Source organism: Ectopseudomonas toyotomiensis (genome assembly GCF_900115695.1).
Classification (GTDB): domain Bacteria; phylum Pseudomonadota; class Gammaproteobacteria; order Pseudomonadales; family Pseudomonadaceae; genus Aquipseudomonas; species Aquipseudomonas toyotomiensis.
On record NZ_FOXK01000002.1, the window covers coordinates 324,850 to 349,739 of the forward strand.

Consider the following 24,890-nt stretch of genomic DNA (forward strand, 5'->3'; position numbering starts at 1 on the left):
AAGTGCGGAATGTAATCCTCGTGGGCCCGATGGGAGCTGGAAAGAGCACCATCGGGCGTTTGCTTGCCAAAGAACTGCGTTTGTCTTTCAAAGACTCCGACAAGGAGATCGAGCAGCGCACCGGTGCTGATATACCCTGGATCTTCGATGTCGAGGGTGAGCAGGGCTTTCGTGAGCGGGAGCGGGCGGTGATCGCCGAGCTCTCGATGCAGGACGGTCTTGTGTTGGCCACTGGCGGCGGGGCGGTTATGCGTCCGGAGAATCGCCAGGCGCTGCATGCCGGCGGCCGGGTCGTGTACCTGCATACTTCGGTGGAGCAGCAGATCGACCGCACGTCGCGCGATCGTAATCGTCCGTTGTTGCGCACGGCCAATCCGGCTCAGGTACTCAGGGATCTGATGGCCATGCGTGATCCTCTGTATCGAGAGGTCGCCGATATCATCATCGAGACGGACGAGCGTCCGCCGCGTATGGTGGTTCAGGAAATTCTGTCGCGTCTGGAAGCCTTGTCGCCCCGTTAAAGCGCGGGGCGAACTGCGCTATCCTAGTGGCCTTTTTATCCTGGGGGCCTCATGCAGACTCTTCATGTCGATCTCGCTGAACGCAGCTATCCCATTTATATCGGTCAGGGGCTGCTGTCCCGACCTGAACTGCTCACTCAGCACATAGCTGGTCGGCAGGTGGCGATCGTGACCAATGACACCGTCGCGCCGCTGTATCTGCAGACGCTGCTGCAGGTGCTCGAGGGCTACAGCGTCACCTCCGTGGTGCTGCCCGATGGTGAGGCGTTCAAGAACTGGGAAACCTTGCAACTGATCTTCGATGGACTGCTGAGCGCTCGACATGATCGCCGCACCACTGTCGTGGCGCTTGGTGGCGGTGTGATCGGTGATATGGCGGGCTTTGCTGCGGCCTGTTATCAGCGTGGCGTCGATTTCATCCAGGTCCCGACGACCCTGCTATCTCAGGTCGATTCGTCGGTGGGCGGCAAGACAGGCATCAATCATCCACTGGGCAAGAACATGGTGGGTGCCTTCTATCAGCCCAAGGCCGTTCTGATCGATACGAGCAGTCTGAACACTTTGCCCGTTCGCGAATTGTCGGCTGGCCTTGCCGAGGTCATCAAGTATGGCCTGATCTGCGATGAGCCCTTCCTGGTATGGCTGGAGCAGAATATGCCGGCCTTGCGTGCGCTTGATCAGCAGGCGCTTACCGAAGCTATCGAGCGATCCTGTGCGGCCAAGGCGCGTGTCGTCGCTGCGGACGAGCGTGAGTCGGGAGTGCGTGCCACTCTCAATCTCGGCCACACCTTTGGGCATGCCATCGAGACCGAGCAGGGGTATGGCGTGTGGCTGCATGGCGAGGCCGTTGCCGCTGGAACGGTGATGGCGCTGGAAATGTCCTATCGCCTGGGCTGGCTGTCGGCGGCGGATCGAGACCGAGGTGTACGTCTGTTGCAGGCTGCCGGGCTGCCAGTGGTGCCGCCGCAGGATATGACGCCTGCGCAGTTCCTCGAGCATATGGCAGTGGACAAGAAGGTGCTCGATGGTCAGCTGCGTCTCGTGTTGCTCAAGCGATTGGGTGAGGCTGTAGTGACTGCTGACTACCCGCGTGAAATTCTCGACGCCACGCTGCGTAGCGATTACGCAGCGCTGGCTCTGTCGTCCAACTCTTGAAGAGTGATCCATGACCAGTTTGCATGCTGACGAAGCTTTCCTGGCGCATTACCAGTTCAGTCACGACCCCTTTGCGCCGCGCGTACCTGGCTTCAAGTTCTTCCCGGCGCAGCGCAAGCCAGTGTTGGGGCAATTGCATCACCTTGCACGTTACAGTCAGCTGTTGCTCGCAGTGGTCGGGCCCGAAGGTAGTGGTAAGACGCTGCTGCGTCAGGCATTGGTGGCCAGTACCAACAAGCAGGCGGTGCAGAGCATTGTCGTTGCGCAGGGCGTCACCGGTAGCGAGGCGCTGCTGCGCCAGGTCGCTCAGGGGCTGTCCATTGCTCAGGCTGATGTGCGTTCGATTCTGGCGCAGGTAGCGCAGTTGGCGTTGACCGGGCAGGAGGTCTATCTGCTGGTCGACGATGCTCATCAGCTGGATGACGCGGCATTGAAGGGCGTCTTGGCGCTTGCTGCGGGAAATGCCGAAGGGCGCCCACATATCTTTCTGTTTGCCGAGCAGGATCTGTTGGCGCGCTTGGAGGCGCTGGCAGGTGGCGAGGAGTGTTATCACGCGATCGAGCTTCAGCCTTACGCCGAAGAAGAGACGCGAGACTATTTGGCGCAGCGGCTCGACGGGGCCGGTCAGAGTATCGATCTGTTGAGCGAAGAGCAGATCGAGGACATTCATGTTCGTGCTCAGGGGTGGCCCGGAGCAATCAATCAAGAGGCGCGTGAACTGCTGGTCGAGCAGATGCTCGCGCAGCGCTCGGCTGGTCGTGGTACGGGCGGCGGTTTTGCCCTGCCGAAAAAGCATCTGTTGGCGCTGGCCGTCGTGCTGGTAGGTGTTGCCGCTGCCTGGTTCATGCAGGGGCGCGAGTCCGCCCCGCCGGCGCCGGTGGCTAGCAACACGTCGCTACCTTTGCAGTCCTCCACGCCGCCTGTAGAAGCTGAAGAGCCGGCGCAAGCGCCTGCTGCGGAAAGTCGCGCGCCAGCCATTGAATTCGCAGGCGCCAGTCAGCCGCTGCCATTGCCGCTTGTGGGGGAATCGCAAGCCGTTATTCGTCAGCCTCTGGCTGAGGCGGCGGGTGAAGAACTGGATAACTTTGAGCCGCCAGCGTCGCCTGAGCCCTCGACAGTCATTCCGCCTTCGGCTCCAATCACTGCTGCACCTGCACCTGCACCTGCACCTGCACCTGCACCTGCCAAGCAGCCTGAGCCTGTTACGCCGAAGTCAGCGACTCCGGCTCCCGCGCCGGCTCCGGCTGTGGCCTCAGGTGGGGTGGCGACCAACTGGTACGCGCAGCAGCCGGCGTCCCGCTATGCCTTGCAGGTGGTCGGGTCGCGTTCGGAGGCCAATATTCAGGCGCTGGTGCGTGAGGGTGGCAGCGAATACCGTTACTTCAAGAAAGTCCACCAGGGGCAGCCGCTGTACGTGCTGACCTATGGTAGCTTCTCCAGTCGCGATGCTGCTCAGGCAGCCGTGAAAACCTTGCCTGCCAAGCTGCAGGCGGGCAAGCCCTGGCCTCGTACCCTGGGTAGCATCCAGCAGGAAATGAGCCGCTAAGCGCTCTGTCCCAAGATGACTGCTTGGTCGTTAGCACGACCTTGCGGTCTTATCCTTCGTTTTTGCGACATAAATATTCACCCCCTCGTCACGAAAATTTGTGACGCCATGGGTGGATATGTACAATGACCTCCCTTTTGCCTGTGCAAAGCTGGCCCGTGCCCGCTTTTCGGGTTTAAGTAATTGAATTAGAAAGTAATTTGCCTGAGGTCTAGGCAGCCTGGTGAGAGTTTCCCCTATGAAAGCAGGTTTGTACCGTCCTGATGAGTTCAAGGATAACTGCGGCTTCGGCTTGATCGCCCATATGCAAGGTGAGCCTAGTCATCACCTGCTTAATACCGCTATTGAGGCCCTCACCTGCATGACTCACCGCGGTGGTATCAACGCCGACGGCAAGACCGGTGATGGCTGTGGCCTGCTGATCCAGAAGCCCGATCAATTCCTGCGCGCCATCGCCCAGGAGCAATTCGGCGTCGAACTGCCTGCGCAATATGCCGTGGGCATGGTGTTCTTCAATCAGGATTCGGCCAAGGCCGAGACTGCGCGCGAGAACATGAACCGTGAAATTCAGGCTGCCGGCCTGCAACTGGTGGGCTGGCGCAAGGTGCCAATCGACACCAGTGTGCTCGGTAGGCTGGCGCTGGAGCGCCTGCCGCAGATCGAGCAGGTGTTCATCGGTGGTGATGGCCTGTCCGACCAGGAATTCGCCATCAAGCTGTTCAGCGCCCGCCGTCGTTCCTCGGTGGCCAATGCCGACGACAGCGATCACTACATCTGCAGCTTTTCGCACAAGACCATCATCTACAAAGGCCTGATGATGCCGGCGGACCTGCAGCAGTTCTACCCGGATCTGGGTGACGAGCGCCTGCAGACCGCCATCGCGGTTTTCCACCAGCGCTTCTCCACCAACACCCTGCCGAAGTGGCCGCTGGCGCAGCCCTTCCGCTATCTCGCGCACAACGGCGAGATCAACACCATCACTGGCAACCGCAACTGGGCGCAGGCCCGTCGCACCAAATTCGCCAACGAGCTGATCCCTGATCTCGACGAGTTAGGCCCGTTGGTCAACCGCGTCGGCTCCGACTCCTCGAGCATGGACAACATGCTCGAGCTGATGGTCACCGGTGGCATCGATCTGTTCCGTGGCCTGCGCATGATCATTCCGCCGGCCTGGCAGAACGTCGAGACCATGGACGCCGACCTGCGCGCGTTCTACGAATACAACTCCATGCACATGGAGCCCTGGGACGGCCCGGCCGGCGTGGTACTGACCGATGGTCGCCATGCCGTATGCCTGCTCGACCGTAACGGTCTGCGCCCGGCGCGTTGGGTCACCACCAAGAACGGCTACATCACCCTGGCGTCGGAAATCGGCGTGTGGGACTACCAGCCCGAAGACGTCATCGCCAAGGGCCGTGTCGGCCCGGGGCAGATCCTCGCCGTCGACACCGAAACCGGCCAGGTGCTGGACACCGAGTCCATCGACAGCCGCCTGAAGTCGCGCCACCCCTACAAGCTGTGGCTGCGCAAGCATGCCCAGCGCATCAAGGCGACGCTGGAAGACCGTGACCATGGTTCGGCCTTCTACGACCCGGATCAGCTCAAGCAGTACATGAAGATGTTCCAGGTCACCTTCGAGGAGCGTGACCAGGTGCTGCGTCCGCTCGGTGAGCAGGGCCAGGAAGCCGTCGGCTCCATGGGCGATGACACGCCGATGGCGGTGCTCAGCCAGCGCGTGCGTTCGCCGTACGACTACTTCCGCCAGCAGTTCGCGCAGGTCACCAACCCGCCGATTGACCCGTTGCGCGAAGCCATCGTGATGTCCCTGGAAATCTGCCTGGGCGCCGAGCGCAACATCTTCAGCGAGTCGCCGGAGCACGCCACCCGCGTGATCCTCAGCAGCCCGGTGATTTCGCCGGCCAAGTGGCGCGCGCTGATGAACCTGGATCGCCCTGGTTTCGACCGTCATGTCATCGACATGAACTACGACGAGTCGCTGGGTCTGGAAGCCGCCGTGCGCAACATGGCCGACCAGGCCGAGGAAGCCGTGCGTGCCGGCAAGGTGCTGTTGGTGCTGACCGATCGCCATATCGCTCCGGGCAAGCTGCCGGCACATGCCGCGCTGGTTACCGGCGCCGTGCATCACCGCCTGACCGAGAAAGGTCTGCGCTGCGACTGCAACATTCTTGTAGAAACCGCCACCGCGCGTGACCCGCACCACTACGCTGTGCTGCTGGGCTTCGGCGCCTCGGCGGTGTATCCGTTCCTGGCTTACGAAGTGCTGGGCGACCTGATCCGCACCGGTGAAGTGCTGGGTGATCTGTACGAAGTGTTCAAGTACTACCGCAAGGGCATCTCCAAAGGCCTGCTGAAGATCCTGTCGAAGATGGGTATCTCCACGGTCGCGTCCTATCGCGGTGCGCAACTGTTCGAGGCGGTCGGCCTGGCCGATGAAGTCACCGAACTGTGCTTCCGTGGCGTGGCCAGCCGTATCCAGGGCGCGCGTTTCGTCGACATCGAAAGCGAGCAGAAGCTGTTGTCCCAGGAGGCCTGGAACAACCGCAAGTCGATCCAGCAGGGCGGCCTGCTCAAGTTCGTCTATGGCGGCGAATACCACGCCTACAACCCGGACGTGGTACGCACGCTGCAAGAGGCCGTGCAGCAGGGCAACTACGAGAAGTACAAGGAATACTCGACGCTGGTCGACACCCGCCCGGTGTCGATGATCCGCGACCTGCTCAAGGTCAAGGAGTCCGCCACGCCGATCAGCCTCGACGAAGTCGAGCCGCTGCAGTCGATCTTCAAGCGCTTCGACGCCGCCGGTATCTCCCTCGGCGCGCTGTCGCCCGAGGCGCACGAGGCGCTGGCCGAGGCGATGAACCGCCTGGGTGGTCGCTCCAACTCCGGCGAGGGCGGCGAAGACCCGGCCCGCTACGGCACCATCAAGAGCTCGAAGATCAAGCAGGTGGCTACCGGCCGCTTTGGCGTGACCCCAGAATACCTGGTCAACGCCGAAGTACTGCAGATCAAGGTGGCCCAGGGCGCCAAGCCCGGTGAGGGCGGCCAATTGCCGGGCGGCAAGGTCAACGGTCTGATCGCCAAGCTGCGCTACGCGGTGCCGGGCGTGACCCTGATTTCGCCGCCGCCGCACCACGATATCTACTCCATCGAAGACCTGGCGCAGTTGATCTATGACCTCAAGCAGGTCAACCCGAAGGCGCTGGTGTCGGTCAAGCTGGTGGCAGAAGCCGGTGTTGGCACCATCGCCGCTGGCGTGGCCAAGGCCTACGCTGACCTGATCACCATTTCCGGGTACGACGGTGGTACTGGCGCCTCGCCGCTGACTTCCATCCGTTATGCCGGCGCGCCCTGGGAACTGGGCCTGGCCGAAACCCACCAGACCCTGCGTGGCAATGACCTGCGCGGCAAGGTGCGGGTACAGACCGACGGTGGTCTGAAAACCGGTCTGGACGTGATCAAGGCAGCCATCCTCGGCGCCGAGAGTTTCGGCTTCGGTACCGCGCCGATGGTGGCCCTGGGCTGCAAATACCTGCGCATCTGCCACCTGAACAACTGCGCCACCGGCGTGGCCACGCAGAACGACAAGCTGCGCAAGGATCACTTCATCGGCACTGTCGAGATGGTGATGAACTTCTTCACCTACGTCGCCGAGGAAACCCGCGAGTGGCTGGCCAAGCTGGGCGTGCGCAGCCTCGAAGAGCTGATCGGGCGTACCGACCTGCTCGAAGTGCTACCGGGTGAAACCGCCAAGCAGGGCAACCTGGATCTGTCGCCGCTGCTGGCCAGCGCGCATATCCCGGCTGACAAGCCGCAGTTCTGCCAGGTGCCGAAGAACCCGCCGTTCGACGAAGGCCTGCTGGCCGAGAAGATGGTGGAAATGGCCAAGGACGCCATCGCCAACAAAACCGGTGGTGAGTTCGAGCTGAACATCGGCAACTGCGACCGTTCCATCGGTGCGCGCATTTCCGGTGAGATCGCCCGCGTGCATGGCAACCAGGGCATGGTTGATGCGCCGATCACCTTCCGCTTCAAGGGCACTGCCGGGCAGAGCTTCGGCGTGTGGAACGCCGGTGGTCTGCACCTGCGCCTGGAAGGCGACGCCAACGACTACGTCGGCAAGGGCATGACCGCAGGCAAGATCGTCATTACCCCTCCGGCTGGCAGCCCGTTCGCTACCGAGGACAGCGCGATCATCGGCAACACCTGCCTGTACGGCGCCACTGGCGGCAAGCTGTTCGCCACCGGCACCGCGGGTGAGCGTTTCGCCGTGCGCAACTCCGGCGCCCATGCCGTGGTGGAAGGTACTGGCGATCACTGCTGCGAGTACATGACCGGCGGTTTCGTCTGCGTACTGGGCAAGACCGGCTACAACTTCGGCTCGGGCATGACCGGCGGTTTCGCCTACGTGCTCGACATGGACAACGGCTTCTACGACCGCGTCAACCACGAGCTGGTGGAGATCCAACGCATCAACAATGAAGCGATGGAGGCTTACCGCAGCCACCTGGAAAGCGTGCTCGCCGAGTATGTCGAGGAAACCGGCAGCGAGTGGGGCCAGAACCTGCTGGAAAACCTGGACGATTACCTGCGCAAGTTCTGGCTGGTGAAACCGAAAGCGGCCAGTCTGAAGTCGCTGCTGTCCAGCACCCGTGCCAACCCGCAATAAGAATGCGCCTGAAGTGGTTTGATGAGGTAATGCAATGACTGAACGTCTGAATAACGACTTCCAGTTCATCGAAGTCGGGCGCAAAGACCCGAAGAAGAAACTGCTGCGTCAGCGCAAGAAGGAATTCGTCGAGATCTACGACAACTTCAAGCCGGCGCAAGCTGCAGACCAGGCGCACCGCTGCCTGGGCTGCGGCAACCCGTATTGCGAGTGGAAGTGCCCGGTGCACAACTTCATTCCCAACTGGCTCAAGCTGGTGTCGGAAGGCAACATCCTGGCCGCCGCCGAGCTCTCGCACCAGACCAACACCCTGCCGGAAGTCTGCGGCCGCGTGTGCCCGCAGGATCGCCTCTGCGAGGGTGCCTGCACCCTCAATGACGGCTTCGGCGCGGTCACCATCGGGTCGGTGGAGAAGTACATCACCGACACCGCCTTCGCCATGGGCTGGCGCCCGGACATGTCCAAGGTCAAACCGACCGGCAAGCGCGTCGCGGTGATCGGCGCCGGCCCGGCCGGCCTGGGTTGCGCCGACGTACTGGTGCGCAACGGCGTGACCCCGGTGGTGTTCGACAAGAACCCGGAAATCGGTGGTCTGCTGACCTTCGGTATCCCCGAGTTCAAGCTGGAAAAAACCGTGCTCAGCCGCCGCCGTGAAGTGTTCACCGGCATGGGCATCGAGTTCCGCCTGAACACCGAGATCGGCAAGGACGTGACCATGCAGCAACTGCTGGATGAGTACGATGCCGTGTTCATGGGCATGGGCACCTACACCTACATGAAGGGCGGTTTCCCGGGTGAGGACCTGCCGGGCGTTTACGATGCGCTGGACTTCCTCATCGCCAACGTCAACCGCAACCTGGGTTTCGAGAAGTCGCCGGAAGACTTCATCGACATGAAGGGCAAGCGCGTCGTGGTGCTGGGCGGTGGCGACACCGCGATGGACTGCAACCGCACCTCGATCCGTCAGGGCGCCAAGGCTGTGACCTGCGCTTACCGCCGTGACGAAGAGAACATGCCCGGCTCGCGCAAGGAAGTGAAGAACGCCAAGGAAGAGGGCGTGAAGTTCCTCTTCAATCGCCAGCCCATCGCCATCGTTGGCGAAGACAAGGTGGAAGGCATCAAGGTGGTCGAGACCCGTCTCGGCGAGCCGGACGCCCGTGGCCGCCGCAGCCCCGAGCCGATCCCGGGATCCGAGGAGATCATCCCGGCCGAAGCCGTGCTGATCGCCTTCGGTTTCCGTCCGAGCCCGGCGCCCTGGTTCGAGCAGTTCGAGATCCAGACCGACAGCCAGGGCCGCGTCGTGGCGCCCGAGCAGTCGCAGTTCAAGCACCAGACCAGCAACCCGAAGATCTTCGCTGGTGGCGACATGGTGCGTGGTTCCGACCTGGTGGTGACGGCGATCTTCGAAGGCCGCAACGCCGCCGAAGGCATCCTCGACTACCTCGGCGTCTGACTCGTCTCGTACCTGCGCGGCTGCGACCTGCCCGGTCGGTAGTCGCGTGGGTCGATGGCGAAACTCTCCAGGCGTGAGCGCAGGGTCGTTGGCTTCAGCTCCAGCAACCGCGCTGCGCCGTCCTTCCCCGATATCCTGCCCGCACAGGCCGTCAGTGCTGCGATCAGGTTTTCGCGCATCTGCCGGCGTTGCTCGCCCTGAGTGAAAATCCGCATTTCCTGTTCGACCGGTGGCTGTGACGGTGCTTCGTTGCCGTTGTCGTTGGGCAAGTCCAGGCGCAGCCGAGTGCCGGGCGAAATGATTACCGCACGCTCGATCAGGTTCTCCAGCTCACGAATGTTGCCCGGCCAGGAATAGGCCTGCAGGCGCTGGATGTCGGCCAGGCGCAGGCTGGGCTCGGGACGGTTGAGCTGACGACAGGCGCGGCTGAGAAAGTGCTGGGCTAGCGGCGGAATGTCTTCCGGGCGCTGGCGCAGTGGCGCCGACTCGATGGGGAAGACGTTGAGGCGAAAGTACAGGTCTTCGCGGAAGCGGCCGGCGCGTACTTCCTGGCGCAGGTCACGGTTGGTGGCGGCGATCACGCGCACGTCGACCTGGCGTGTGCGGGTGTCGCCGACCCGCTCCAGCTGCTGTTCCTGCAGCACGCGCAGCAGCTTGCTCTGCAGCTCCAGGGGTATTTCGCCAACTTCATCGAGAAACAGCGTACCGCCGTCGGCCAGCTCGAAGCGCCCGACGCGGTCATTCAGCGCGCCGGTGAAGGCGCCGCGGATATGGCCGAAGAACTCGCTTTCGAACAGTTCACGCGGTACCGCGGCGCAATTCACCCGGATCAGCGGGCGGCGGCTGCGTCCGCTGTTGTCGTGAATGGCGCGGGCGATCAGCTCCTTGCCGGTGCCTGACTCGCCGGTGATCAGCACGTTGGCGCCGGTGGGGGCGACCAGTTCGATCTGGTGGATCACCTGCTGCATGGCGGCGCTGCGCCCTACCAGGTCGTGCTGGGCATACTCGCCACGAATTTCCTCCTGCAGGTAGGCATTCTCCAGCTCCAGGCGTTGCTTGAGCTGCTGCACCTCCCTCAGGGCCTGGCGCAGTCGGCGCTCGGTTTCCAGGCGCTCGCTGATGTCGCGAAACACCACCACGGCACCGACCAGTTCGCCGTCGTCGCGCAGCGGCGTGCTGGTGTAATCCACCGGGATTGGCTTGCCGGCCTTGTTCCAGAACACCTCGTCGGCCACCTGATGCACTTCGCCGTCATTGAAGGCCGCATAGATCGGGCAGGTGTGGCCGTCGTAGGTGCTGCCGTCGGGATGATGGTGGTGGATCAGGTCGTGAATGTTGTGGCCGATCAGGTCATCGGCACGCCAGCCGAGAATGCGCTCGGCCGCCGGGTTGACGAAGGTGGTCTCGCCATTGCGGTTGACGCCGTAGATGCCCTCGCCAGCAGCGCCGAGGATCAACTGATTCTGCCGCTCGAACTGGCGGAAGATGCGTTCCACGCCCTGCCATTCGAGTAGCCCTTGACGCTGGTAGCGCTCGGCTTCGGCCAGCCCGCGCAGGGCGTCGAGGCGGCGGCGCTGTTGGATCAGCAGGCCGAGCAGGATGGTGCCGTCATGCTCCAGTCGACTGCCCTCGATTTCCACCTCCAGGCGCTCGCCATCGCGATGCAGCAGTCCGAGGCCGTCACGCCAGGCATTGCCGCGCACCTGTACCTCTTCGGTGAAGGTGACCAGTGCTCCCAGGTCATGTGCCCAGAGACGGCTGGCGCGCTGTGCGAGCAGTTCATCCAGCGGCCAGCCGAGCAGGGCGCAACAGGCTGGATTGGCATGCAGGATGCGGTCGTGGATTGGATCGATGACCAGGCTGGCGCTCTGCATGTGTTGCAACAACAACTGACTGGCGGCATTGGGATCGGGCATCGTGGGACTCTCGGGATTGGCCTTTCAGGTCGTTATCCAAAGGACGTGCCAGTTGACGAAATATCGTTTTTTAAGGTGACGAAATCTCGTGAATAACGAGATTTCGTATTTATTGATTTTGTTAAAAATTTATATTTTTCAATCGCTTATTTATAGTTTTGAGCTGGTACAGCTCCTGCAATAGCTGACATGAACCGGCCAGTAATGGCCCAGCCCAGTCAGCACCCGCCTCACCAATCTGGGGCAGGCCATCGCAGGAGTGATCACGATGAGCGTCAACAGCCTGGACGATCCATTCAGCCCCGACAGCGAACTTTCCCATGCCGCCGGGTGCGCCTGCCAACGTTGCACGCCGAGTGCCGCTGCGCTGCCCGATGACCGCGAGGCCATGCTAGATCGTGCCGTGGAGAACGCCATCGTGCGCGGCGTGTTCGGTCACAATGATTTCTCCCGGCGCAGTTTCATGGGGATGATCGGGGGCGGTGTCGCGGCGGCGATTCTGGGCAGCTTGATCCCGCTGGATGCGGTCAAGGCGGCGGTCAAGGACAGCCTTGGTCCGCTGGAGAAGTCCAAGCTGAAGATCGGCTTCGTGCCCATCACCTGCGCCACGCCGATCATCATGGCCGAGCCGATGGGCTTCTACGCCAAGTACGGGCTGGAAGTGGAAACGGTGAAGACCGCTGGCTGGGCGGTGGCGCGCGACAAGTCGCTGGCCGGTGAATACGACGCCTCGCACATGCTTTCGCCGATGCCGCTTGCCATCAGCCTGGGGCTGGGCTCGACGCAGACGCCCTTCGTCATGCCGGCGCTGGAAAACGTCAACGGCCAGGCCATCGTGCTTGGCATGCAGCACCAGGACAAGCGCGATCCGAAACTGTGGAAGGGCATGCGCTTCGGTGTGCCGTTCGAATACTCGATGCACAACTTCCTGTTGCGTTATTACGTCGCCGAGCATGGCCTGGACCCGGATCGCGACATCCAGATTCGCGTGGTGCCGCCACCGGAGATGGTTGCCAACCTGCGTGCCGGCAACCTCGATGGTTTCCTCTCGCCGGACCCGTTCAACCAGCGCGCGGTGTGGGAGAAGGTCGGCTTCATCCACCTGCTGACCAAGGAGTTGTGGCCGGGCCATCCGTGCTGCGCCTTCGCCTGCAGCCAGCGCTTCGCCAGCGAGAACCCCAATACCTATGGCGCGCTGCTGCATGCGCTGATCGATGCCACGCAGTATTCCTCCAAGGCCGAGAATCGCAAGGCGGTGGCCGAGGCGATCTCGACCCGCAACTACCTCAACCAGCCGGTGCCGGTGGTGCAGCAGGTGCTCAGCGGGCGCTATGCCGACGGTCTGGGCAACATCTATGACGAGCCGCAGCGCATCGACTTCGATCCGTTCCCGTGGCAGTCGATGGCCGTGTGGATCCTCACCCAGATGAAGCGTTGGGGCTATCTGCAGGGGGATGTCGACTATCGCTCCATTGCCGAGCGGGTGTTCCTCGCGGCTGACGCCGGCAAGGTCATGAAAGAACTTGGCCTGCCGGTACCGGCCGACGCCTACAAATCCTTCAGCGTGATGGGCAAACCCTTCGACCCGGCCGATCCGGACGGTTACCTGGCCAGCTTCGCCATGCGGAGGTCGTGATGAAAGCGTCCATTTCCCTGCGCGCGGCGATTCTTTCCGTTGTGCTGCTGGTTCTGCTGCTGGTGGTCTGGGAGGTGCTCTGCCGCGTGCCCGCAAGCGCCGCAGTCAGTGCTGATGACGAATACGCCCTGCTCATGGGCGAGGCCGAGCAGGAGGCCCGCGTGCCGCCGCCCTCGGTGGTGCTGGCGCATGCCTACGCCGAACTGAGCCAGCCGTTCTATGACAACGGACCCAACGACAAGGGAATCGGTATCCAGCTCGCGCACTCGCTGTACCGGGTGCTGACCGGCTACCTGCTGGCGGCGCTGGTGGCGATCCCTATCGGTTTCGTCATCGGCATGTCGCCGCTGATGTACCGCGCGCTCAACCCCTTCATCCAGATTCTGCGGCCGATCTCGCCGCTGGCCTGGATGCCGTTGGCGCTGTTCGTGATCAAGGACTCGCAGACCTCGGCGATCTTCGTGATCTTCATCTGCTCGGTGTGGCCGATGCTGCTCAACACCGCCTTCGGGGTGGCGGGTGTGCGTCGCGACTGGATCAACGTCGCCCGTACTCATGAGCTGAGCCCGCTGCGTACGGCGTTCAGCGTGATCCTGCCTGCGGCGATGCCGACCATCCTTACCGGCATGCGTATCTCGGTGGGCATCGCCTGGCTGGTGATCGTTGCCGCCGAGATGCTCGTCGGTGGCACCGGCATTGGCTACTACGTGTGGAACGAGTGGAACAACCTCAACCTGGCCAGCGTGATCTTCTCGATTCTGATGATCGGCGTGGTCGGCATGCTGCTCGACCTTCTGCTGGGCAGCGTCGCCCGTCTCGTCAGCTACCAGGAGTGATGTCATGTCCCGCTATTTTCTCGATGCCCGCCGCCTGGCCAAACGCTTCCCGCAACCCGGCAGCGAGCCGCTGACGGTCTTCGAAGACGTCAGCTTCGGTCTCGACCAGGGCGAGTTCGTCTGCATCATCGGTCACTCCGGCTGTGGCAAATCGACCATCCTCAACGCCCTGGCCGGGCTCGACAGTTTCAGCGAGGGCACACTGGAGATGGCCGGCAAGGAGGTCGCCGGGCCCAGCCTCGAGCGCGGCGTGGTGTTCCAGAATTACAGCCTGCTGCCCTGGCTCAGCGCGCTGGAGAACGTCGAGTTCGGTGTACGCGCGCGTTTCCCGCAGTGGTCGAAGGAACAGCGCCGTGCGCACAGCCGCAAGTACCTGGAAATGGTCGGCCTGGGTGGCTCCGAGGCGCGCAAGCCGGCGCAGCTGTCCGGCGGCATGCGCCAGCGCGTGAGCATCGCCCGCGCCTTCGCCACCCAGCCGCAGTTGCTGCTGCTCGATGAGCCCTTCGGTGCGCTGGACGCCCTGACCCGCGGGGTGATCCAGGACGAACTGATCAAGATCTGGAGCGCCACCAAGCAGACGGTGTTCATGATCACTCATGACGTCGACGAGGCGATCCTGCTTTCGGACCGCATCCTGCTGATGACCAACGGCCCGCAGGCGCGCATCGCCGAGTCGGTACGTATCGACCTGCCACGGCCGCGCCAGCGCGACCAGGTGATTCACCACCCGGCGTACTACCGCATCCGCAATCATCTCGTGGACTTCCTGGTGAACCGCTCGCATGAGCTGCGCGGCCGCACCGTGGCCGACGAGCAAGGCTTTCCGCCCGAAATCAACCCTGCCCTGGACGAGCCGGCAGCGGCCGCCAGGGTCGTACCTCTGACCCCTGTGAAGGAGTTTCACCATGGATAAGCAACAGATGCGCACCACCATCATCGACGCGAAGGCGCGCCTGGGCCTGGACTGGGCCGCACTTGGCCAGGGCATCGGCATGTCGCCGGTGTGGACGACGTCGGCCTGCCTGGGCATGAACAGCATGCCCAAGGCGCAGGCCGACGCCCTGTGCGAGATGCTCGAATTGCCGGCGGAGGTCTCCACCGCGCTGCAGGCCTTCCCGCACAAGCACTGGGACAAAGCCATCCCCACCGACCCGTTGATCTATCGCTTCTACGAGATGATCAACGTCTATGGCGAGACCATCAAGGAACTGATCCACGAGGAGTTCGGCGACGGCATCATGAGCGCCATCGACTTCAGCATGGACATTTCGCGCGTCGCCGACCCCAAGGGCGACCGCGTGCAGATCGTGCTCAACGGCAAGTTCCTGCCCTACCGCAGCTGGTAAATCGTCGCGGCATATCGTCGCGATGGACAAAAGGCACGGCACCCGCCGTGCCTTTTGTTTTGCGCTCTGCGAAAATGCCCGCACTTTTTTCTAGGACTCTGCCATGACCGCCCTGAAGAACGACCGTTTCCTTCGTGCCCTGCTCAAGCAACCCGTGGATGTCACGCCGATCTGGATGATGCGCCAGGCCGGTCGCTATCTGCCGGAATACCGCGCGACCCGGGCCAAGGCCGGCGACTTCGTGAGCCTGATGAAGAACCCGGAACTGGCCTGTGAGGTCACCATCCAGCCGCTGGATCGCTACCCGCAACTGGATGCGGCGATCCTGTTCTCCGACATCCTCACCATCCCCGATGCCATGGGCCAAGGCCTGTACTTCGAGACCGGCGAAGGCCCGCGTTTCAAGAAGGTGATCAGCAGCCTCGCTGACATCGAGGCACTGCCAGTGACGGATGCCGAGAAAGATCTGGGTTACGTGATGGACGCCGTGCGTACCATCCGTCGCGAACTCAATGGCCGCGTGCCGCTGATCGGCTTCTCCGGCAGCCCGTGGACGCTGGCCACCTACATGGTCGAAGGCGGCTCGTCGAAGGACTTCCGCAAGACCAAGGCCATGCTCTACGACAATCCGCAGGCCTTGCACGCGCTGCTCGACAAGCTGGCGCAGTCGGTCACCGCTTATCTGAACGGGCAGATCCTGGCGGGTGCGCAGGCGGTACAGATCTTCGACTCCTGGGGCGGCGCGCTGTCGGCAGCGGCCTATCAGGAATTCTCCCTGGCCTATATGAAGAAGATCGTCGATGGTCTGATCCGCGAGCATGACGGCCGTCGTGTGCCGGTGATCCTGTTCACCAAGGGCGGTGGCCTGTGGCTGGAATCCCTGGCGGACACCGGCGCAGAAGCGCTGGGTCTGGACTGGACGTGCGACATCGGCAGCGCGCGTGCCCGTGTCGGTGCCAAGGTCGCCCTGCAGGGCAACATGGACCCGGCGGTTCTCTATGCCAAACCGGCGGCGATCCGTGCCGAGGTGGCGCGCATCCTGGCCGCCTACGGCGCTGGCAGTGGCCATGTCTTCAACCTTGGTCACGGCATCACCCCTGAGGTCGACCCGGCTCATGCAGGCGCCTTCTTCGAGGCCGTACACGAGTTGTCGGCGCAGTATCACCAGTAAGTCGATGCCGGGTGGCCAGGCCTGTGCGCCTGGCCGCTAGCGATCCCCTGCGCGTGGCGCCACGGGTGCCAGACGCTCCTTCTTTGGGCGCGGTGAAATCAGTCGCACACTGATCACGCTGTCTGTATCGCTGTGCTCGAACAGGCTTTCACTGGGTGTGGGTTTGCCGCCGAAGAGCGACGGATTGCCGGAGAAACCCACTGGCTCCAGCGGAATGCCACGCGGGCTGAGATCCAGCTGACCATTGCCGTTGCTGTCCTGAAACACCTGCACGGCATAGCGGCCGGGGGGAAGGTCGTTCAGGCGCAGCGGTGTTTCTGCGCTGTGCAGTTCGCGCAGGCTGGGCTGCCAGTCCTGTTGGTCTGCTGGCACCAGCGCCAGATAGAGGTTTGCCTGATCCTGCTTGCCTTCCACTTCGATCAGCAGGTCGCCCGCCTGGAGCGACTGGCAAACGAGTAGCGGAACCAATAGGCAGAGTTGGCGCAGGCAGGTTACGGTTTGAAGAAGGCTCTGTGGCATAATCCGGCCATTTTGCAGGGAATGCGCCGCGAATGCGTCATGTTTTAGTCGTCCACTTTTCTCAGACTGGCCAATTAGAGCGCTTGGTGCAATCGGTCTGCGCGCCGCTGCGCGAGTGCGACGACATCCAGGTGGATTTCCTGGCGCTGCAGCCGGCCCAACCTTTCCCCTTTCCCTGGCCCTTTCTCGGTTTCTTTCGCGTCTTCCCGGAAACCGTGCTGATGAAGCCGCAGCCGTTGCTGCCGCTGAGCGTGGACGCCGACAAGCGCTATGACCTGGTGATCCTGGCCTATCAGGTCTGGTTCCTCTCGCCCTCGCTGCCGTGCACCAGCTTTCTCGCCTCGCCTGAGGCGGCTCGCCTGCTTAAGGATACGCCGGTGGTCACGTTGATCGGTTGCCGCAACATGTGGCTAATGGCGCAGGAGAAGGTCAAGGCGCGCCTGAAGGCGCTGGGCGCGCGCCTAGTGGACAACATCGTGTTGACCGATGCCTGCGGTACGGCTGCCAGCTTCCTGGCCACGCCGCTGTGGATGTTCACCGGCCGGCAGAAGCCCTATAGCTGGGTACCACGTGCCGGTATCGACGAACGGGAATTGGCGGCGGCTAGCCGCTTCGGCGACGCTATGGCACGCCGGCTGCTCGCTGACGAGCTGCCCATTGAAACACCGATGCTCGCCGGCTTGGGCGCGGTGAAAGTGGATGAAAAACTGATCGCCAGCGAAAAAGTCGGTAATCGCAGCTTTACCTTGTGGAGCCGGCTGCTGTCGGCGCTCGGCCCGCAGCAGAGTCGTCGCCGTGGCGCCGGACTGGTGCTGTATATCGTATTTCTGATTTGCCTGATCCTGACCGTGGTACCGATCACGGCTGTTTTGAAAAAATTGCTGGCGCCGCTGTTCAAGGCGCGTATCCAGCGAGAGAAGGCCTACTTTGCCGGCCCATCCGGCGAGTGAAGTGACCCGAGGTAAGACCGTGGTAACCCCAGTATTCATCAACCGCATCAGCGCCTGCCTGCCGCACGAGCCCGTGGACAACGAGCAGATGGAGGCGTGCCTCGGTATGGTCGGTGGTAAGCCATCGCGCGCGCGCAAGCTGGTGCTGCACCGCAATGGCATCCAGCAGCGCCACTACGTGATCGACCCGAATACGGGCGAACCAAGCATGAGCAACGCACAGCTCAGCGCCGAAGCCATTCGCGGCTTACAAGGTGACGGCTTCGAACTGAACCAGCTCGACTGCCTGGTGGCCAGCACATCATCGCCGGATCAGGTGATGCCGGGTCATGCCGTGATGGTGCATGGCGAACTGGGCAATCCCTCCTGTGAGGTGGCGACCACTGCCGGTATCTGCCTGTGCGGGATGACCGCGTTGAAATACGCCTGGATGAGCGTGGCCAGTGGCGAGAGCCGCACTGCCGTGGCCTGCGGTTCGGAGGTCGCCTCGACGCTGATGCAGGCGCGCAACTTCAACGCCGAATACGAAAGCCGCGTCGACGAGTTGGAAAAGCACCCGGAGATCGCCTTCGAGAAGGACTTCCTGCGCTGGATGCTGTCCGATGGCGCAGGTGCCGTGCTCCTGCAGGATCGTCCGAATCAGAACGGCCTGAGCCTGCGCATCGACTGGCTGGATATCTACTCCTTCGCCGATCAGATGCCGCCCTGCATGTATGCCGGTGCCGACATGCAGGACGACACCCTGCGCGGTTGGAGCCGTTACGACGCCGACGAGCGTGCCAAGCAGTCAGTGATGGCGATCAAGCAGAACGTCAAACTGCTCAACGAGAACATCGTCAAGTACACCGTGGAAGAGGCGCTGCGCCGCATCATGGCGCGGCGCGAGCTGCGCGTGGCAGACATCGACTGGTTCTTGCCGCACTACTCCTCGGAGTTCTTCCGCGAGCCGCTGGCCGTGGGTCTGGCCAATGTCGACTTGCCGATCCCGATGGAGCGCTGGTTCACCAACCTGACCAGCAAGGGCAATACCGGTGCGGCGTCGATCTTCATCATCCTCGAAGAACTGTTCAACGGTGGGCGCTTGCTGAGCGGCCAGCGGCTGCTCTGCTATGTGCCCGAGAGTGGGCGTTTCTCCAGTGCTTTCATGCACCTGACGGTGGTCGGCGATGAAGCTTGACGAGGTTCCCCAGGATCACAGCTCAACCTATGGCGGCCACAGCAAGCTGGTTTACGCCGTGGATGCCAGCGGTCATTACCAGGGCACCCAGAGCGATGGCTGGGAACCTGAGGCCTATTCCACGCTGCTCGCCGTCGCCGAGCTCGAAGCCCAGGAGGCCGAAGCCAGAGAGGGCTGGCAGCGCGGCGAACTGTCACCGCTGAAATGCCTGATGTACCGCTACCGCATGGACGAGCCCGCGCTGGCGCAGATCACCGGCCTGTGGCAATGGCGGGTGCGCCGCCACTTTCGCCCGCAAATATACCGCCGCTTGAGCACTTCGCTGCTGGCGCGCTACGCCGAGGCCTTTGGCCTGACCGTCGACGAGTTGCGTCGTTACCAGAGAGAGTTGCCATGACTGCGTTCGAACACCGCCAGAGCGCCCACTGCGAAAGTGGCGTCATGGCCAGCCTGCTAACCCACGCCGGTCTGCCGATGAGCGAGCCGATGGCTTTCGGCCTGGCGTCGGGTCTGGCCTTCGCTTACCTGCCGATCGTCAAGCTTGGTGGTATGCCGTTGATTGCCTACCGCATGCCGCCGCGTCACCTGATCAAGACCCTGAGCAAACGCCTCGGCGTGCGCCTGACCAGCCGGACCTTTTCCAACCCCGAGCAGGGCCGCATGGCGCTGGATGCGGCGTTGGATAGTGGGCGCCTCGCCGGTCTGCAGAGCTCGGTATTCTGGCTGCCGTACTTTCCGCCGGAGATGCGCTTTCATTTCAATGCGCACAACCTGCTCGCCTATGGGCGCGAGGGTGACGAGTACCTGCTCAGCGATCCGGTGTTCGAGGCGCCGGTACGTTGTGCCAGTGCCGACCTGCAGAAGGCGCGCTTCGCCAAGGGCGCGCTGGCGGCCAAGGGCCTGATGTACTACCTCGACGACGTGTCGCCGGATCAGGACTGGGAGCGCCTGATCCGCCAGAGCGTGCTGTCCACCTCACGCATCCTCGACGGTATGCCGCTGCCGTGGATCGGTATTCGTGGCATCCAGCACCTGGCCAAATGCGTCGAGTCGCTCGACCCGGCGCAGGCCAAGTACAACCGTCTGTACCTCACCCATATCGTGCGCATGCAGGAAGAGATCGGCACCGGCGGTGCGGGTTTCCGTTTCATGTACGCCAGCTTCCTGCAGGAGGCCGGTGAGAAGATCGGCGATGCCAGCCTGCGGGACGCTTCGGTGCGGCTCACGGCGGTGGGCGACGACTGGCGCCAGTTCGCCTCGGCCTGCGTGCGTGCCAGCCGGAGCAAGGGCGAGGCGCCGGACTTCAGGTCGATTGCCGAGATGCTCCGTGGCATCGCCGGGCAGGAGCGGGTATTGATGAAGGAACTGGGTGCCTGGGCCAAGCGCAAGGGGTGAGGTGGGTGCTCTTTGCGTGCTGAGAGGCTGGTTGTGGTGGGCTGATGCGGAACGCCGCCCGGCCCACCCTACAGCTAGGCCCGTTTTCGGTATGGCGCTGTGAAACGGTAGACGGGTAAAGCGTCTTCCACCCTGCAACTGCAGTAACCGTAGGGTGGGCTTCAGCCCACCAATGCCATCGATAAGTCAGGCTAGAACTGCAGTTGCAGGACTTCGATGCCTGCCGTCAGCCCGGCAAAATCCAGTGCTTTCGTGGCAGCTTCGACCAGCACAGCCTGTGCCTGAAAATCCCCGTTTTCGTCGATCACCACCAGCAACGCCTGGCTGATCGCGCCATCGGCCAGATCAAGGGCGGCCAGCATCTGTAGCTGTTTCCACACATTGGCCCCGGCGCCGATAAACAGGTTCGGCCCTTCCAGCCCCAACTGCGAGGCGACATGGAAGCCTGCCGCGTTGCTGACGCTGTTGACGAATTCGAAGGGCTTGGGCTGGCGCTGATGCACGCAGACCGCATCGAGCAGTGCGCCCATGGTGGCGCGGGCCGGGTGGCGCGAGGCTAGATAGAGGCCGCAATCGCTACGCACATGCGCCTTGAGTGGCGCGCTGCACAGCAGTGCTTGCAGGATCATGCGGTCTATGCGCCGTGGCGGCGCGGCCAGCCACTGGCCCAGCGCGACCTTGAGATCTTTGTCGGAGCAGCTCGCTTCTCCGCGCACGCTGCAGGCGGCGATGACCGGCTTCATGCTTGGGCTCCCGTGCAGCGCTGCAGTATCAGGCTGGCATTGTTACCACCGAAGCCGAAGAAGTTGGCCAGCAGCAGGCTGTTCGCTGCGATGCTGGTTGGCTGGGCACTGAGCGGCAGCAGGGCTTCGGCGGCGTAGCCCACGCCTGGCAGGCTGGTGAGGTTTTCCACCAGCAGCAGGGTTTCGCTGAGACCGCAGGCGCCCAGGGTATGGCCGAGCCAGGGTTTGAGTACGCACAGCGGCGGCAGCGTGTCGCCGAACAGCAGGCGCACGCCATTACTCTCTGCGCGGTCATTGGCACCTGTGGCCGTGCCATGCAGCTTCACCAGGCCGATCTGTTCGGCATCGACACCGGCGCTGCGCAGGGCCTCGCGCATCACCCAGTCGATATGGCTACCGTCTTCGCGGGTGGTGGTCAGGTTGCTGGTATCGCAGGCGCTGAAGCCGCCGAGCAGCTTCGCCAGTGGCGCCTCGCCGGGCACCCGCGCCAGCAGAGTCGCAGCATAGGCTTCGCCGAGAATCAGGCCGTCGCGCTCCGGGTGGAAGGGCCGGTAGGCGCCGCTCGGGCTGGTCAGGTCGAGGGCGCCGAAGCCTTGCTGGGCGATGGCGCTGGGCGTTTCGAAGGCCAGTACCAGCACACGTTCGTACAGTCCGGCGGCGAGCATCCGTGCGCCGTACAGCAGGCCGTTGGCGGCGCTGGTGCAGGCGGTATTGAGGGTGAAGGCATCGGCGAAGCCCCAGCGTTGGCGCAGGTTTTTGGCCAGCAGGTCGAGCGGGGTCGAATGATCCGGGCGAAAACCGCCTTCTGCAGCGATCAGTTGTTCGAGGTCGTCGATATCCAGGCTGGTGCTGGCGATGATCAACAGGCAGTCATCCAGCTTGCCCGTCTGTCCGCCCAGTGTTTCGCCGAGCAGTCGGTCGCAGCGCTGCTGGCGGCTTTCACCGTTGCTGTTGACGACGGCCAGATAGGGGCGCGGCTGCTGCAGCTCATGCAGCAGAAACGAGCTCGGCACAGGCAGTTGGCCGGCTTGCAGGGCTGCGCTGGCAGCGTGCAGGTCGGTGCCAAGGGCGCTGTGCAGGGCGCCGCGCTGGAGATAGATGGGCGTCACTTTTGTTGCCTGATAAAGGCCGCGATGCTGGCGATGCTGTTGAGAATACGCCGTCCATCCTTGGCGCCCTCGATGCGAACGCCATAGTGCTGCTGCAGGGCCAGGGAGACCTGTAGAGCATCGAGACTATCCATGGCGATACGGCTCTGTTGACCGAGCAGCGGCTCGTCATCGGCGATGCTCTGCCAGTCGATGTCGTCTTCCTTGTCGCACTCACGGATCAGCAATTGCTTGAGTTCTTGTTCTAGTAGTGTGTGGTCCATTGCGTTTGCTGCACTCGTTTGCGGAACAGGTAAAGCCCGACGCCGCCCAGGAGGATGGCGAACAGCATAAGACGGGCACAGTCAGGGGCGATGTCGGCGAGCGTTCCCTGGCCCACCAGCAGGGTCAGGAAGGCGTCCAGCGCCCAGCTCATCGGCGAGATTTCTGCCAGTTGGCTCATGGCCTCGGGCATCACGCTCTTGGGCACCATGATGCCGCCGATTGCGGCGAGGATGATATTGAGGCCACCACCAAGCAGCAACGCCTGTTCGCCACTGCGCGCCAGCGAAGCCAGGAAAAGCCCCAGGCTGCAGGCGGCCAGGCTCAGGCTCAGGGCCAGCAGCGCATAGGCCAGTGGCGCGCCGGGAAGGCTCAGGCCGCTCAGCCCGAGCAGCGGTAGCACGTATACGCCGATGGCCAGCAGCAAGGTGAACTGCAACAGGTTGATCACCAGGTAGGGCAGCAGTTTGCTCAGCACCAGGGTGGCAGGGCTCAGGCCCAGTGCGCGGAAACGCAGCAGCGCGCCGCTTTGCTGTTCGCGCTGGAAGCCGCCGGCCATCGGCAGGGCGACGAAGAACATGCCGAAGATCAGCCAGGCCGGCACGCTCAACTGGCTGGCGTTGGCCTTGCCGCTGAGCTCGCCGCTGGCCAGCACCTGCAGCTCGCTGAGCTGGCTCTGGGTACGCTGGCGGATGAGTTGCAGGCGCTGCTCTGCGTTCATGTCCTGCGGCAGTGCGTCGCTGTCTTCCAGATAGGCGAGCAGGCGGGTCTGGGCCAGGGCGATGTTGACCGCGGCGCGCAGGCGCTGACGGGTCTGATTGTCAACGCGTGCGGGATAGGTCAGTGCGGGGCCTGTGTGCGGTGTATCCAGCAGTGTCTCGCTAAAGTCATCGGCAAGGATGATGTGCGGCAGCGCTTCGTCGCTGCTGACGAGCACCCGGCTGCCCGGCAACTGCTCCTGCAACGCCTGCTGGAAGAACGCACTGGCCTCGCTGTGCTGCGGAGCCTCGAGCACAAGGTCGAGGGGCGACGGCTGGTCGCTCAGGTAGTTGGACAGCGCGGCGGCCATCAGCACGAGAAACAGGATCGGCATGATGAACAGCACCGCCAGCGCATGCGGGTCGCGCAGCAGCAGCAGGCATTCCTTGCGTACCAGCGCCAGCAACGGGGTCACAGGCGGCCTCCGTTGAGGCTCAGGTAGAGCTGCTCCAAAGAGGGCCGGCCAAAGCGCAGCAAGCTCGGTGGGTTCGGCTGCGCGGCGAGGAACTGGGTGATCACCAGCAATTGCTGGCTGTCCAGATTGCCGATGCGCAGACCATCCGGCAGCGTCTCGGCGCTCAGTTGCAGCTGGTCGAGCAGTTGCTGAAAGCCGGCGGGAACCTGCTCCGGCCATTCCAGCAACAGGCCGTGGCCGCCGTCGAGCAGTTGCTGCTTGTCGACATCGAGGCGCACCTTGCCTTCATGCAGCAGCAGGATGCGCCCAGCCACGCGCTCGACCTCGTCCAGATAGTGGCTGGTGTAGATCACCCCATGGCCTTCCGCAGCAAGTCGCTCGACGGCATCGAGCAGCAGTTGCCGGCTGCCGGCATCGACGCCGACTGTGGCTTCATCGAACAGATACAGGCGCGCGGGCTGCAAAAGGCCGATGGCGAAATTCAGACGACGTTGCTCGCCACCGGACAGGCGTGCGGCGCGACGCGGCAGCTTGTCTTCGAGGGCGCAGCTGGCGATGCAAAGTTCCAGGCGCTGGCGGCGCTGGGTACCCTGCAGGCAGTACAGATCAGCGAACAGCGCGAGATTCTCGGCAACCGTCAGTTCGGCGTAGAACGCCAGTTGCTGTGGCACCAGGCCCAGGCTGCGCGGCCCATTCCAGCGGATTTCGCCCTGCTGCACGGCCAGGGTCTCGCTGAGCAGCGCGAGCAGGGTGGTCTTGCCGGCGCCGTTGCTGCCGAGCAGGCCCAGGCACTGGCCTTCCTGCAATTGCAGGTCGATGCCGTGCAGGGCGAAAGTTTCTGCGCCTGGGTAGCGAAAACTGACGCCACGTAGCTCAAGCACGAACGAGCACCAGCAACAGTTTGCCGTCCAGCAGCGGTTGGCTACCGGCCTGGATGGCGAATGCGTAGAGCGCGCCGGCCGGGCTCAACGCCTCCTGCTGGGCGCTGACCAGCAGCGGCTCTGCACTGCGTGTGACCGGGTGCAGATTGAGCTGGGAAAGTTTGCCGACCAGGGCCATTTCAATGGCATCCGCTTCGCCGTATAGGGCACCATGTGCGGCGCAAAGTTGGGCGGCGGCTTCGAACAGCAGGCAAGGCGAGGCATTTTCGCCAAGCTTGTCGAGGTGATGCCAAGCGCTGAGACCGCGGATATTGAGGCTATCGTGATCGACCAATGCATCCAGCCAGAGCGCGTCGCCCTGGTGTGGCAGCAGTGTGTGCAGTTGGGTGCGATCCATGGCGGGCGGTCGGTGCA

At 63.2% G+C, this 24,890-nt stretch carries 22 protein-coding genes; 14 read left to right on the top strand and 8 right to left on the bottom strand.

All coding sequences use genetic code 11. The features are described from left to right. The first annotated feature begins 2 nt into the window (after positions 1–2). The 5 genes from aroK to BM186_RS04845 all read left to right on the top strand — a co-directional run bounded on the left by aroK (position 3) and on the right by BM186_RS04845 (position 9,362). The gene (gene aroK / locus BM186_RS04825) at positions 3–521 is read left to right on the top strand and encodes a shikimate kinase AroK (protein ID WP_026088727.1); all 519 of its coding nucleotides are present in this window, start codon (positions 3–5) and stop codon (positions 519–521) included. Positions 522–572: 51 nt separating this feature from the next. Further along, a complete protein-coding gene (gene aroB, locus BM186_RS04830) occupies positions 573–1,676 on the top strand; it encodes a 3-dehydroquinate synthase (RefSeq protein ID WP_072423358.1) in 1,104 nt (367 codons plus the stop codon). 10 nt (positions 1,677–1,686) lie between these two features. Continuing rightward, positions 1,687–3,222, top strand: coding sequence for an AAA family ATPase (locus tag BM186_RS04835; RefSeq protein WP_074913721.1), 1,536 nt, complete (start codon positions 1,687–1,689; stop codon positions 3,220–3,222). A 238-nt stretch (positions 3,223–3,460) separates the two neighbouring features. Continuing rightward, positions 3,461–7,909: a glutamate synthase large subunit gene (gene gltB / locus BM186_RS04840; RefSeq protein ID WP_074913722.1), complete on the top strand. Its 4,449-nt coding sequence runs from the start codon at positions 3,461–3,463 to the stop codon at positions 7,907–7,909. Positions 7,910–7,943: 34 nt separating this feature from the next. Beyond that, positions 7,944–9,362, top strand: a complete 1,419-nt coding sequence (locus BM186_RS04845; RefSeq protein WP_017678548.1) for an FAD-dependent oxidoreductase — start codon at positions 7,944–7,946, stop codon at positions 9,360–9,362. On the opposite strand, the gene BM186_RS04850 is transcribed toward BM186_RS04845, so the two are convergent. Next, positions 9,347–11,278 (bottom strand): sigma-54-dependent Fis family transcriptional regulator, encoded by a 1,932-nt coding sequence (locus BM186_RS04850; RefSeq protein WP_074913723.1) that lies wholly within the window; start codon positions 11,276–11,278, stop codon positions 9,347–9,349. The two genes, BM186_RS04845 and BM186_RS04850, sit on opposite strands and share 16 nt — an antisense overlap. A gap of 268 nt (positions 11,279–11,546) precedes the next feature. Between BM186_RS04850 and BM186_RS04855 the strand changes: the two genes are divergently transcribed. From BM186_RS04855 to hemE, 5 genes are all read left to right on the top strand, one after another. Beyond that, complete coding sequence (locus BM186_RS04855) at positions 11,547–12,914, top strand: CmpA/NrtA family ABC transporter substrate-binding protein (protein WP_074913724.1); 1,368 nt, start codon at positions 11,547–11,549, stop codon at positions 12,912–12,914. Continuing rightward, the gene (gene ntrB / locus BM186_RS04860) at positions 12,914–13,750 is read left to right on the top strand and encodes a nitrate ABC transporter permease (RefSeq protein WP_041976385.1); all 837 of its coding nucleotides are present in this window, start codon (positions 12,914–12,916) and stop codon (positions 13,748–13,750) included. The genes BM186_RS04855 and ntrB overlap by 1 nt, the downstream gene beginning before the upstream one ends. 4 nt (positions 13,751–13,754) lie before the next feature. Further along, entirely contained in the window at positions 13,755–14,663 is a 909-nt protein-coding gene (locus tag BM186_RS04865; protein WP_072423351.1) for an ABC transporter ATP-binding protein, read from the top strand. Further along, positions 14,656–15,096 (top strand): cyanase, encoded by a 441-nt coding sequence (gene cynS / locus BM186_RS04870; RefSeq protein ID WP_072423350.1) that lies wholly within the window; start codon positions 14,656–14,658, stop codon positions 15,094–15,096. The genes BM186_RS04865 and cynS overlap by 8 nt, the downstream gene beginning before the upstream one ends. A gap of 103 nt (positions 15,097–15,199) precedes the next feature. Continuing rightward, positions 15,200–16,267 (top strand): uroporphyrinogen decarboxylase, encoded by a 1,068-nt coding sequence (gene hemE / locus BM186_RS04875; RefSeq protein ID WP_074913725.1) that lies wholly within the window; start codon positions 15,200–15,202, stop codon positions 16,265–16,267. A gap of 36 nt (positions 16,268–16,303) precedes the next feature. On the opposite strand, the gene BM186_RS04880 is transcribed toward hemE, so the two are convergent. After that, entirely contained in the window at positions 16,304–16,735 is a 432-nt protein-coding gene (locus tag BM186_RS04880) for a DUF2141 domain-containing protein (RefSeq protein WP_074913924.1), read from the bottom strand. Between the two features lie 83 nt (positions 16,736–16,818). Here BM186_RS04880 and BM186_RS04885 point away from each other — a divergent pair, with 83 nt between their 5' ends. Genes BM186_RS04885 through BM186_RS04900 form a run of 4 tightly spaced genes read left to right on the top strand, consistent with a single transcriptional unit; the run spans position 16,819 to position 20,308 of the window. Further along, complete coding sequence (locus BM186_RS04885) at positions 16,819–17,736, top strand: hypothetical protein (protein WP_074913726.1); 918 nt, start codon at positions 16,819–16,821, stop codon at positions 17,734–17,736. A 19-nt stretch (positions 17,737–17,755) separates the two neighbouring features. After that, entirely contained in the window at positions 17,756–18,913 is a 1,158-nt protein-coding gene (locus tag BM186_RS04890; RefSeq protein WP_074913925.1) for a beta-ketoacyl-ACP synthase III, read from the top strand. Next, positions 18,903–19,310 (top strand): DarG family dialkylresorcinol biosynthesis protein, encoded by a 408-nt coding sequence (locus BM186_RS04895; protein ID WP_074676412.1) that lies wholly within the window; start codon positions 18,903–18,905, stop codon positions 19,308–19,310. Before BM186_RS04890 ends, BM186_RS04895 begins: the two co-directional genes overlap by 11 nt. Continuing rightward, complete coding sequence (locus tag BM186_RS04900) at positions 19,307–20,308, top strand: BtrH-related acyltransferase DarH (RefSeq protein ID WP_074913727.1); 1,002 nt, start codon at positions 19,307–19,309, stop codon at positions 20,306–20,308. Before BM186_RS04895 ends, BM186_RS04900 begins: the two co-directional genes overlap by 4 nt. Before the next feature lie 191 nt (positions 20,309–20,499). On the opposite strand, the gene BM186_RS04905 is transcribed toward BM186_RS04900, so the two are convergent. The 6 genes from BM186_RS04905 to BM186_RS04930 are packed head-to-tail and all read right to left on the bottom strand — an operon-like array spanning position 20,500 to position 24,873. Then, a complete protein-coding gene (locus BM186_RS04905) occupies positions 20,500–21,051 on the bottom strand; it encodes a hypothetical protein (RefSeq protein ID WP_074913728.1) in 552 nt (183 codons plus the stop codon). Beyond that, positions 21,048–22,160 carry a beta-ketoacyl synthase N-terminal-like domain-containing protein gene (locus BM186_RS04910; protein ID WP_074913729.1) on the bottom strand — a complete coding sequence of 371 codons (1,113 nt, stop codon included), beginning with the start codon at positions 22,158–22,160 and terminating at the stop codon, positions 21,048–21,050. The genes BM186_RS04905 and BM186_RS04910 overlap by 4 nt, the downstream gene beginning before the upstream one ends. Then, entirely contained in the window at positions 22,157–22,423 is a 267-nt protein-coding gene (locus tag BM186_RS04915) for an acyl carrier protein (RefSeq protein ID WP_074913730.1), read from the bottom strand. Before BM186_RS04915 ends, BM186_RS04910 begins: the two co-directional genes overlap by 4 nt. Then, positions 22,405–23,595 (bottom strand): ABC transporter permease, encoded by a 1,191-nt coding sequence (locus tag BM186_RS04920; RefSeq protein WP_074913731.1) that lies wholly within the window; start codon positions 23,593–23,595, stop codon positions 22,405–22,407. The genes BM186_RS04915 and BM186_RS04920 overlap by 19 nt, the downstream gene beginning before the upstream one ends. Beyond that, entirely contained in the window at positions 23,592–24,476 is an 885-nt protein-coding gene (locus BM186_RS04925; RefSeq protein ID WP_074913732.1) for an ABC transporter ATP-binding protein, read from the bottom strand. The genes BM186_RS04920 and BM186_RS04925 overlap by 4 nt, the downstream gene beginning before the upstream one ends. Continuing rightward, a complete protein-coding gene (locus BM186_RS04930; RefSeq protein WP_074913733.1) occupies positions 24,469–24,873 on the bottom strand; it encodes a beta-hydroxyacyl-ACP dehydratase in 405 nt (134 codons plus the stop codon). Before BM186_RS04930 ends, BM186_RS04925 begins: the two co-directional genes overlap by 8 nt. Positions 24,874–24,890 lie beyond the last annotated feature (17 nt).